The organism is Hansschlegelia beijingensis, from assembly GCF_045505405.1.
Classification (GTDB): domain Bacteria; phylum Pseudomonadota; class Alphaproteobacteria; order Rhizobiales; family Methylopilaceae; genus Methylopila; species Methylopila beijingensis_A.
Genome location: NZ_JBJKEX010000107.1, coordinates 1 through 8,929 on the forward strand (window position 1 = coordinate 1; position 8,929 = coordinate 8,929).

The following is an 8,929-nucleotide window of genomic DNA, read 5'->3' on the forward strand; positions in this document are numbered from 1 at the left end:
GCCGCGAGCGCCGAGGCTTCCGCCAGCGTGTCCTGCGCGGCGCGCGAGCGGCGGCGGACCGAGCGACCGAAGGCGGCGAGCGGCAGCACGATGACCGGGATCGCGATCAGCACCATCGCCGAGAGCTTCGGGCTGGTGACCACCATCATCACGGCCGCGCCGATGAACAGGAAGAGGTTCCTCAGCGCCTGCGAGGCGCTGACGCCGAAGGCCGACTTGATCTGGGTGGTGTCGGCGGTCAGCCGGGAGACGATCTCGCCCGCGCGGGTCGCGTCGTAGAAGGCCGGGGACAGCCGCGTGAGATGGGCGAACACCGCCTTGCGGAGGTCCGCGACCACGCGCTCGCCGAGCGTCGTCACGAACCAGTAGCGGGCGGCGCTCGCCACCGCGAGCATTCCGACGACCGCAAGCACCGCGCCGAAATAGGCGTCCACCATGCCCGGGTGATCGCGCGAGAAGCCGAAGTCGATCAGCCTGCGGACCGCGACCGGGATCGCGAGCGTCGCCGCCGAAGCCGCCGTAAGCGCGACCAGCGCGCCCACAAGCCGCCCCTTGTGCGTGAGCGCGTAGGGCTTGAGCGCCGCGAGCGGCCTCAGCGAACGGGAGCGGGGCGCGGCCTCCGTTCCGGCGTCAGCGGCGGCGGAGCGGCGTCGGGCCATGGGCGCGCTTCTTCTGGGTCGTTCCAAGCTTCATGCGCGGCCTTATTGAGCCCTCGGAGCCCTGAGGACAAGTCCGCGGCCGTCTCGTCGCGCGCGGTTGTCCGGCGGCGGCCTTTGCGATATAGGCTGCGGCCTGACGCCATCGCGACGATTTCAGACGCGCTGCGGCTTCTCGCGCGCAACCGACAGAGACGACCCATGAAGGCCGACATCCATCCCGACTACCACACCATCAAGGTCGTCATGACCGATGGCACCGAGTACGAGAGCCGTTCGACCTACGGCAAAGAGGGCGACACCCTCCAGCTCGACATCGACCCGAAGACCCATCCGGCATGGACCGGCGGCTCGGCGCAGCTGACCGACCGCGGCGGCCGCCTGTCGCGCTTCAACAAGCGCTTCGCCAACTTCGGCATCTCGAAGACCTGAACGCCGGCCTTATCGCCGACCTGCCCGACCCCGGCCCTGCGGCCGGGGTTTTCGTTTGCGCGGTCAGCCGCGGCCGAAGGCCTGGCGCAGCAGCTCCATCTGGCCCTCGAGCGGGTTGCGCGAGGGCTCCTCGGCGACCAGCTTGCCGTCGAGCTGCGCGTCGAGGATCTGCACGCGCTCCTGCAGCCGCCCGGCGCGCTCGACGATGTCGCGTAGCCGCTCGGGCAGCCGCCCGAAGATCTCCGGCGACAGCGTGGACGTGATCGGGCTGAGCCGCACCTTGCGCTTCTCGTCGCGCGCCTGATCGGCCGACATCTCGCCGTCATTGACCGCGCGCTGGACCAGCAGCCAGGAGGCGATCTGCATCAGCCGAGTGGTGAGCCGCATGCTCTCGGTCGCGTAGGCGATCGATTCAGGGCGGCCAAGGCTGCGGGATTCGGTCCGTCCGTCGCCGTCCAGATAGGCGGCGGTCTCCTCGACCAGCGCCATGCCCTCGCGAAACAGCGAGGTGAAGGCCGCAGAGCCGACCAGCCGCGCGCCGAACGACACCGCGCCGCCGTCGTCCGCTTTCGCGGTCCTGTCCGTCATCCTCGCCACCCTTCCGGAACGCCACGCGGGCGCCGCACGCTAGCGGGACCCGATCTTCGCATCAACGAGACCCGGTGGGCAAACGCCGGACCAACCGGCGGCTTGTCCCCAGCGGACCTCAGTCGAGGGTTACCGAAACGTTAAGCCAAAAAAAGGCCGCCGATGGGGGCGGCCGGAGGCGTTCATAGGGAGGCGTGCCGAGTGGGCAGGATCACCACTCGCCGATATTGAGCCGAGCGAAAGGTTAACCGAGCGTTAAGTCCCGAAGTCTCAGGAGCGAAAGAGCGAATCCGCCACGCTGCGGTGCGCGGTCTTGGCCGCGACCGCCGCCTCCAGGCGCTCGATTTCCGACTTCAGAACCGCGATGCGCCGCGTCAGCTCCTCCACCGACAGCGTCGATAGATCCTGCCCGATCACGTGCTCCCGCGCCGCCGCCGGGGCCCGGGGGAGTTCGTCGTCGAATGCGGCCATGTCTGATCTCCTGTCGCGCGCCGGGACTGGCGCCGTGCCGCAGCGGGACGTGCGGCTGCAAGGCGCCGCCGCGAGTCCCGATCCGGAGCGGCCGCCGAAGACGAGAAGTCCGGCCTCCGGCTCCGTTGCGCGGATATGCTGAAAGGCCTATATCCACGCGATCCCGTCATCGAGATATCGGTCAGGGCTCCGTCGCAGTTCCGGCGGACGGAGCGAGAGGAGTATTGCAGATGTCGAACGCGCCGCTGATGCCGAAAGCGACCGCGGTCTGGCTCGTCGAGAACACGTCGCTGTCGTTCGCGCAGATCGCCGACTTCTGCAAGCTGCACGAGCTCGAAGTGAAGGCGGTGGCCGACGGCGAGGCGGCGCAGGGCATTCGCGGTCTCGACCCGATCACCTCGGGCCAACTGACCCGCGAAGAGATCGAGCGCGGCCAGAAGAACCCGGACTACCGCCTGAGCGTGGCGGTGTCGAAGGTGCGCCTGCCGCCGATCAAGCCCCGCAAGGGTCCGCGCTACACGCCCGTGTCCCGCCGCCAGGACCGCCCGAACGCGATCCTCTGGCTGGTGCGCAACCATCCTGAGCTCAAGGACAGCCAGATCATGCGTCTGGTCGGCACGACCAAGACGACGATCGCCGCGATCCGCGACCGCACCCACTGGAACGCGCAGAACCTCGCGCCGGCCGACCCCGTCACGCTTGGCCTGTGCTCGCAGATCGACCTCGACTTCGAGGTGGCGAAGGCCGGCAAGGCCAATCCCGACGCGGTGCTCCGCAAGGAGGAGCCGGAGGACACCCTGCTGCCGGCCGAGGTCACGACCGCCGAGCCCGGCGCCGAGGCCGAGCTCGACGTCCAGAGCGTCTTCGCGAAGCTCAACCAGCTCAAGCGCGAAGATCAGGACGAGGACGACGACGAGGACCGCCGCTAACGCGGCCTCCCGGGGAGGCGCCCTGGCGTCTCCTCGTCACGTCAAGGACATCCGGGGAACGCGCAGCGCCGGCCGGCCACGGCCGTACGTAGTTGTACGCCTTTCGCTGAATACAATCTAAGGTAGCGTCACCCCTGCAGTCGCTCGCTCTGCGAGCGCGTCTTCAGGGGATCGCGCCAATGGCGGACCATCGGGCGAAGGGCGCGGCCGTCGGCGTCCTGGGATTTCTGGGTTTCGCCACGCTGGCGGCGCTGATCGGCTTCCTGGTCTACGCCGCGCTCGGCTGGCAGACCCAGCTGTTGTTCCCGATCGTGACGAGCCTGTTCCTGGCCGTCATCCTCCCGGTGACGACGATCGCGATCCGGCACCAGATCCGGCTGACGCGCATCAAGCTGATCAACCTGTTCGCGACCACCTTCAATCTAAGCATGGCCGCCCCGAGCGCCGCCGGACGCCAGCGCGCGCCGGTGTCGTTCGAGTTCGTCAAGGGGAAGTATTACGTCGACCTCGACTTGCGGGACGGGGAAGAGCCGAAGCTCGAGACGATCCCGCGCTTCCCGATGATGCTGCACGCGGACTGGATGCTGCTGGTCTGCGCCCTGCCCCTGATGGCCTACTCGTTCTTCTGGGGATTCATCCTGTTCGCGCCGATCATCGAGGTGCTCGAGCGCGACAAGAGCATCAGCGGCTGGCTGTGGGCGAGCTTCCTGTCGCTCGGGGGATCGCCGGTCAGCCTCATCCGCGACCCCGGCATGTTCGCCGCCGCGCACGCCAATCTGCTGACGGTGGGCGCGTTCTGTTTCGCCGGAGCCTATTTCTACTGCGTCCGGCTGCTGCTCAGGGCCGTCGGGGTGTTCGACCTCTCGCCGCTGACCTTCCTGCGGGCGTTCGCCCATATGGTGCTGGCCACCACGCTGGCGATCGTCCTGTATCGGGTGTTCCCGAGCGTCGCGGGCGCGGCCGACTTCATCAGGGACAGCGCCGCGTCCCTGGGGCTAGCGGACAGGCCCGCCCCCGGCGCGATCCCCGGCCCCGACCCTCGCGACGGCGTCAATTCGATCTGGCTGATGCTGTCCTTCGCGCTCGGCTTCGTGCCGGACGCAGCCCTGCAATATGTGCTGCAGCGCTCGGGCGTCCGGTTCAAGGACCGCTTTGTGGAGATCGAGGAGCACGCCAAGACGGTGCCGCTGACCATTCTGGACGGAGTGGACGCGTTCACGGCGTTCCGGCTCGAAGAGGCCAACATCTTCGACATCCAGAACCTCGCCACCGCCAATCCGATCATGGTCCACATCGAGAACCCCTATGGGATCTATGAGGCGATCGACTGGGTGGCGCAGGCGCAGCTCTGCACCGTGGTGGGACCAGAGCGGTTCCTGCTGCTCAAGCCCTACAACATCCGGACGATCTTCGATCTCGAGCGCGCAGTGCTTCCGGAAGAAAGCGACGAGTCGCTGGTCGATCTGGTCGGCGCCGTCCTGCTCACCGACTACGACCGCAACGCGCGCTGCCGGCGCGCGCTCAAGTTCGAGCCGACCTACGCCGGCGCGGCGCCCGCCGACGCTCCGGATCGCATGGCCTACAACGCCGGGGCGTTGACCAGGCAAGGCGTCCGACGCCTCGTCGGCCTGATGGTCGACGACCTGCACGTCCACCGCCTGCGGCAGATCTGGATGCTGATCGCCAAGGAGATCGGCCCCGGCTATGCGCGGCTCGACCCCCGGCCAGAACCGACGGGGCGCTGAGGGGCCTGCGCCCTGGGCTAGCGCCGGTCCGCCAGCGCGTCGCCGATGTCGTCGAGCGCGCCCGGGTCCTCGATCGTCGCCGGCATGGTCCAAGCCTCGCCGTCGGCGATCTTCTGGATCGTGCCCCGCAGGATCTTGCCCGAGCGGGTCTTCGGCAGTCGCGGCACGGTGAGTGCCTGCTTGAAGGAGGCCACCGGCCCGACCCGTTCGCGCACCAGCGTCACGATCTCGCGCTCGATCTCCGCCGGCGTCCGGTCGACGCCCGCCTTCAGAACCACGAAGCCGAGAGGCGACTGCCCCTTGATGGTGTCGGCGACGCCCACGACGGCGCATTCCGCGACGTCGGGGTGGCTGGCGATCGCCTCCTCCATGCCGCCCGTCGACAGCCGGTGCCCGGCCACGTTGATGATGTCGTCGGTGCGGGCCATGAAGAACACATAGCCGTCCTCGTCGATGAAGCCGGCGTCCGAGGTCTGGTAGTAGCCGGGGAAGCCCGTCAGATAGGCGGACCGGAAGCGCGCCTCGTCGTTCCACAGCGTCGGCAGGCAGCCGGGCGGCAGCGGCAGGCGGATCACGATGTTGCCGAGCGTGCCGGGCGCGACCTGGTGGCCCGCGTCGTCCAGGATCGTCACGTCGTAGCCCGGCATCGGCACGGTCGGGGAGCCGTGCTTCACCGGCAGCACGCCGAGCCCGAGCGGGTTCGCCACGATCGCCCAGCCGGTCTCGGTCTGCCAGCAATGGTCGATCACCGGGATTCCGAGAAGCTTCTCCGCCCAGGCGACCGTCGCGGGGTCGGCGCGTTCGCCGGCCAGGAACAGCGCGCGCATCCTGGAAAGATCGTGGCCCGCGAGCTTCTCGCCCCGCGGGTCCTCCTTCTTCACGGCGCGGATCGCGGTCGGCGCGGTGAACAGCGCGACCGCGCCATATTCGGACGCGACCCGCCACAGCGCGCCCGCATCGGGCGTGCCGACCGGCTTGCCCTCGTAGAGGATGGTCGTGCAGCCCGCGAGCAGGGGCGCATAGACGATGTAGGAGTGGCCCACCACCCAGCCGATGTCGGAGGCGCAGAAGAAGGTTTCACCCCGCTTCACGCCGTAAATGGCCTCCATCGACCAGGCCAGCGCGACCATGTAGCCGCCGAGGTCGCGCACCACGCCCTTGGGCGCGCCGGTCGTGCCGGAGGTGTAGAGGATGTAGAGCGGGTCGGTCGCCCGCATGGGCTCGCACTGGGCGCTGCGGCCGCGCGCGGCCTCGCGCAGCGTTGCCCAGTCATGGTCGCGGCCGGAGACGAGCTCCGCCTCGAGCTGCGGCCGCTGCAGCAGGACCACGGCTTCGGGCGCGTGGCTCGACAGCCTGATCGCCTCGTCGAGCAGCGGCTTGTAGGCGACCTTTCGGCTCGGCTCGACGCCGCAGGAGGCGGTGAGGATCACCTTCGGGCGGGCGTCGTCGATGCGCTTGGCGAGCTCGTTCGCCGCGAAGCCGCCGAACACGACCGAATGGATCGCGCCGAGCCGGGCGCAGGCGAACATGCCGACGAGCGCCTCGGGGACCATCGGCATGTAGATGACGACGCGATCGCCCTTGCGGACGCCGAAGTCCTGCAGGATCGCGGCGAAGCTGGAGACCTCGTCGAGCAGCTCCGCGTAGCTGTAGGTCCGCTTCGCGCCCGTGACCGGGCTGTCATAGATCAGCGCCGCTTGGTCGCCGCGGCCGTCCTCGACATGGCGGTCGAGCGCGTTGTGGCAGGCGTTGGTCATGCCGTCGGGGAACCAGCGGCCATAGGCGCCGAGCGTGGGATCGAACGCCTTGAGCGGCTTCTCGAACCAGTCGATCGCCTCCGCGGCCTTGAGCCAGAAGGCGTCCCGATCGTCCAGCGACGCCCTGTGGACCTCGCGATAGCTGCTCGTCATCGAACGCATCCCCGCCAAGGAGTAACCGGCTCGTAAGGGTCAGGGCCGCAGGGTGGTAGCCGAGCACCAAACCCCACTCCTTCCCGTCGAAGAGGATGGCATGACAGAGGGCCGGGAATCATCTGATCTCTTGGAGGAGAGCGGCTGCCCGGGATGCCGGGCGCCGTTCGAGGAAGCGATCACGATGGCCTTCCAGCCGATCGTGGACGTCGCCGATGGATCGGTGTTCGCCTATGAGGCGCTGGTGCGCGGCGCCGACGGATCCGGCGCGGGCGCGGTGCTGTCCCGCGTGACGCCGGAGAACCGGTTCGCGTTCGACCAGCTTTGCCGCCGCACCGCGGTCGAGCACGCCGCCCGGCTCGGCGTCGAAAGCCGGGTCAGCATCAATTTCCTGCCCAACGCCGTCTACCAGCCGAGCCTCTGCCTCGGCACCACGCTCGCGGCCGCGCGGCGCCACGCCTTCCCGATCGAGCGCATCATGTTCGAGGTCACGGAGGGCGAGCGGATCGAGGACCGGCCGCATCTCGTCGGGATCCTGAACGAGTACAAGCGGCAGGGTTTCATCACCGCGATCGACGATTTCGGCGCCGGCCATTCGGGCCTCAACCTGCTCGCCGAGTTCCAGCCCGACGTGATCAAGCTCGACATGGAGCTGATCCGGGGGCTCGACCACGACCGCGCCCGGCAGGCGATCGTGGCGAGCGTCGTCCGGATGGCGCGCGAGCTGGACATCGAGCTCATCGCCGAAGGTATCGAGACGGAGGGCGAGTTCCGCCGCCTGCAGGAAATGGGCGTGCGGCTGATGCAGGGCTATCTGCTCGCCCGGCCCGGCTTCGAGACCCTGCCGGCGGTGGCCCTGCCGGTCGCGGCCCACGCCGTCGGCGTCGCCTGAGCCGGAAAGAAGAAGGGCCGCCCCCGGAGGGACGGCCCTTCACATTGCAGATCGCGGCTTTTCGAGAAGGCCGCGGCCTTCGCCTTGATCAGGCGTGAATCCCGGCTGAGGCCAAGATCCAGGTCACGGCGTTCTGCGAACGGCGATTGGCGCAATGAGACACTGGATCACCTCCTTTCGGTTGTTGACGACAGAGCCCATGTGGGCCCGGCGCGGGACGACCGCAAGCTAAGCGCTCACGCGCCTTGCGGTTTTTTCGACCGCGCGCGGGCCGGCGGCTTGAAGCCGGGCCTTGGCGACCGATGATCCTTTGATGACTCCCCCGGCCGCTCTTCGCCTCGAACATTTCGCCCGCGCGGGCTTCGCCGCCCGCGGCGCCGTGTACTGCCTCGTGGGCGGGCTCGCGCTGCTGGCCGCGATCGGCTCGGGCGGCGACGTCGGCGGGAACAAGAGCGCGCTGCGCTCGCTGCTGGGCCAGCCCTTCGGGGCGGCGCTGCTGCTCGCCGTCGGGCTCGGGCTCGCCTTCTTCGCGCTGTGGCGGATCGTGGAGGCGGCGACCGACGCGGATGACTGCGGCTCGTCTCCCAAAGGGCTCGCGACCCGCGCCATCCACCTGCTGAGCGGCTTCGCCAACGGGGCGCTGGCGGTCTCGGCGATCAGCCTCGCGCTCGGCCTCGGCTTCAGCTCCGGCGGCGACGACCAGGCCGCGCAGGACTGGACCGAATGGGCGCTGGCGCATTCCTTCGGGCGCTGGCTCGTCGCGGCCGTCGGGATCGGCTTCATCATCGGCGGCTGCGTTCACGCGCTGAAGGGCTGGCGCGGCGACGTGCTGAAGCGGCTGTCGGTTCCTCCGGCGCGGGAGCGGTTCGCCAGATATCTGGGCCGGATCGGCTATGCGGCGCGCGGCGTGACCTTCATCCTGATCGGCGGCTTCCTCGTGGCCGCGGCCCTGCACGGCAACTCCAAGGAGGCCAAGGGACTGGGCGGCGCGCTGCACAGCCTCGAAAGCCAGCCCTATGGCTGGGCGCTGCTCGGCCTCGTCGCGCTCGGCCTGTTCGCATTCGGCGCGTTCGGCGTCGTGCAGGCGCTCTACCGGCGGATCCAGATGCCGGACCTTCCGGACGCGCCCAAGGCGCTGCAGCGCGCCTGATCTCAGGCGTCGAGCGACATCAGGCTGGCGTCGCCGCCCACCGCCGCGAGATTGACGCTGACGCTGCGCTCGCGCACGAGCCATTCGAGGCCGATCGCCTCGTCGCCGTCGCGCGCGGGGACCACATGGACCGGCACGACCGGGCCCGGCCGGGCC

Annotated in this window: 9 protein-coding genes; 5 read left to right on the top strand and 4 right to left on the bottom strand. The window is 69.3% G+C overall.

From position 1 onward, the window contains the following. Positions 1 to 659, bottom strand: a 659-nt coding sequence (locus tag ACIKT0_RS08905) for an ABC transporter transmembrane domain-containing protein (RefSeq protein WP_407105002.1), incomplete at its 3' end; no start/stop codon positions are given. Between the two features lie 198 nt (positions 660 to 857). Between ACIKT0_RS08905 and rpmE the strand changes: the two genes are divergently transcribed. Beyond that, positions 858 to 1,088, top strand: coding sequence for a 50S ribosomal protein L31 (gene rpmE / locus ACIKT0_RS08910; protein ID WP_183393348.1), 231 nt, complete (start codon positions 858 to 860; stop codon positions 1,086 to 1,088). Between the two features lie 63 nt (positions 1,089 to 1,151). Here the strand turns inward: rpmE and rcdA are convergent, their stop codons facing one another. Both rcdA and ACIKT0_RS08920 read right to left on the bottom strand, forming a co-directional pair. After that, positions 1,152 to 1,676 (bottom strand): protease adaptor protein RcdA, encoded by a 525-nt coding sequence (rcdA, locus tag ACIKT0_RS08915; RefSeq protein ID WP_407105003.1) that lies wholly within the window; start codon positions 1,674 to 1,676, stop codon positions 1,152 to 1,154. Between the two features lie 270 nt (positions 1,677 to 1,946). Next, entirely contained in the window at positions 1,947 to 2,147 is a 201-nt protein-coding gene (locus ACIKT0_RS08920; RefSeq protein ID WP_407105004.1) for a DUF1192 domain-containing protein, read from the bottom strand. A 230-nt stretch (positions 2,148 to 2,377) separates the two neighbouring features. Between ACIKT0_RS08920 and ACIKT0_RS08925 the strand changes: the two genes are divergently transcribed. Together ACIKT0_RS08925 and ACIKT0_RS08930 are read left to right on the top strand one after the other, a co-directional pair. Then, positions 2,378 to 3,076 (top strand): DUF1013 domain-containing protein, encoded by a 699-nt coding sequence (locus ACIKT0_RS08925; protein ID WP_407105005.1) that lies wholly within the window; start codon positions 2,378 to 2,380, stop codon positions 3,074 to 3,076. A 179-nt stretch (positions 3,077 to 3,255) separates the two neighbouring features. Further along, entirely contained in the window at positions 3,256 to 4,821 is a 1,566-nt protein-coding gene (locus tag ACIKT0_RS08930; protein ID WP_407105006.1) for a hypothetical protein, read from the top strand. A 17-nt stretch (positions 4,822 to 4,838) separates the two neighbouring features. On the opposite strand, the gene ACIKT0_RS08935 is transcribed toward ACIKT0_RS08930, so the two are convergent. Then, entirely contained in the window at positions 4,839 to 6,731 is a 1,893-nt protein-coding gene (locus tag ACIKT0_RS08935; RefSeq protein ID WP_407105007.1) for a propionyl-CoA synthetase, read from the bottom strand. Positions 6,732 to 6,915: 184 nt separating this feature from the next. Between ACIKT0_RS08935 and ACIKT0_RS08940 the strand changes: the two genes are divergently transcribed. Both ACIKT0_RS08940 and ACIKT0_RS08945 read left to right on the top strand, forming a co-directional pair. Beyond that, on the top strand, positions 6,916 to 7,623 hold the full coding sequence (locus ACIKT0_RS08940; protein ID WP_407105008.1) for an EAL domain-containing protein: 708 nt from the start codon (positions 6,916 to 6,918) through the stop codon (positions 7,621 to 7,623). A gap of 313 nt (positions 7,624 to 7,936) precedes the next feature. After that, positions 7,937 to 8,773 (top strand): DUF1206 domain-containing protein, encoded by an 837-nt coding sequence (locus ACIKT0_RS08945; RefSeq protein ID WP_407105009.1) that lies wholly within the window; start codon positions 7,937 to 7,939, stop codon positions 8,771 to 8,773. Positions 8,774 to 8,929: the final 156 nt, after the last annotated feature.

Coding starts and splice junctions, on each gene's coding strand:
- ACIKT0_RS08925 (WP_407105005.1), top strand. CDS start 2,378: ATGTCGAACGCGCCGCTGATGCCGAAAGCGACCGCGGTCTGGCTCGTC.
- rpmE (WP_183393348.1), top strand. CDS start 858: ATGAAGGCCGACATCCATCCCGACTACCACACCATCAAGGTCGTCATG.
- ACIKT0_RS08940 (WP_407105008.1), top strand. CDS start 6,916: ATGGCCTTCCAGCCGATCGTGGACGTCGCCGATGGATCGGTGTTCGCC.
- rcdA (WP_407105003.1), bottom strand. CDS start 1,676: ATGACGGACAGGACCGCGAAAGCGGACGACGGCGGCGCGGTGTCGTTC.
- ACIKT0_RS08935 (WP_407105007.1), bottom strand. CDS start 6,731: ATGACGAGCAGCTATCGCGAGGTCCACAGGGCGTCGCTGGACGATCGG.
- ACIKT0_RS08945 (WP_407105009.1), top strand. CDS start 7,937: ATGACTCCCCCGGCCGCTCTTCGCCTCGAACATTTCGCCCGCGCGGGC.
- ACIKT0_RS08930 (WP_407105006.1), top strand. CDS start 3,256: ATGGCGGACCATCGGGCGAAGGGCGCGGCCGTCGGCGTCCTGGGATTT.
- ACIKT0_RS08920 (WP_407105004.1), bottom strand. CDS start 2,147: ATGGCCGCATTCGACGACGAACTCCCCCGGGCCCCGGCGGCGGCGCGG.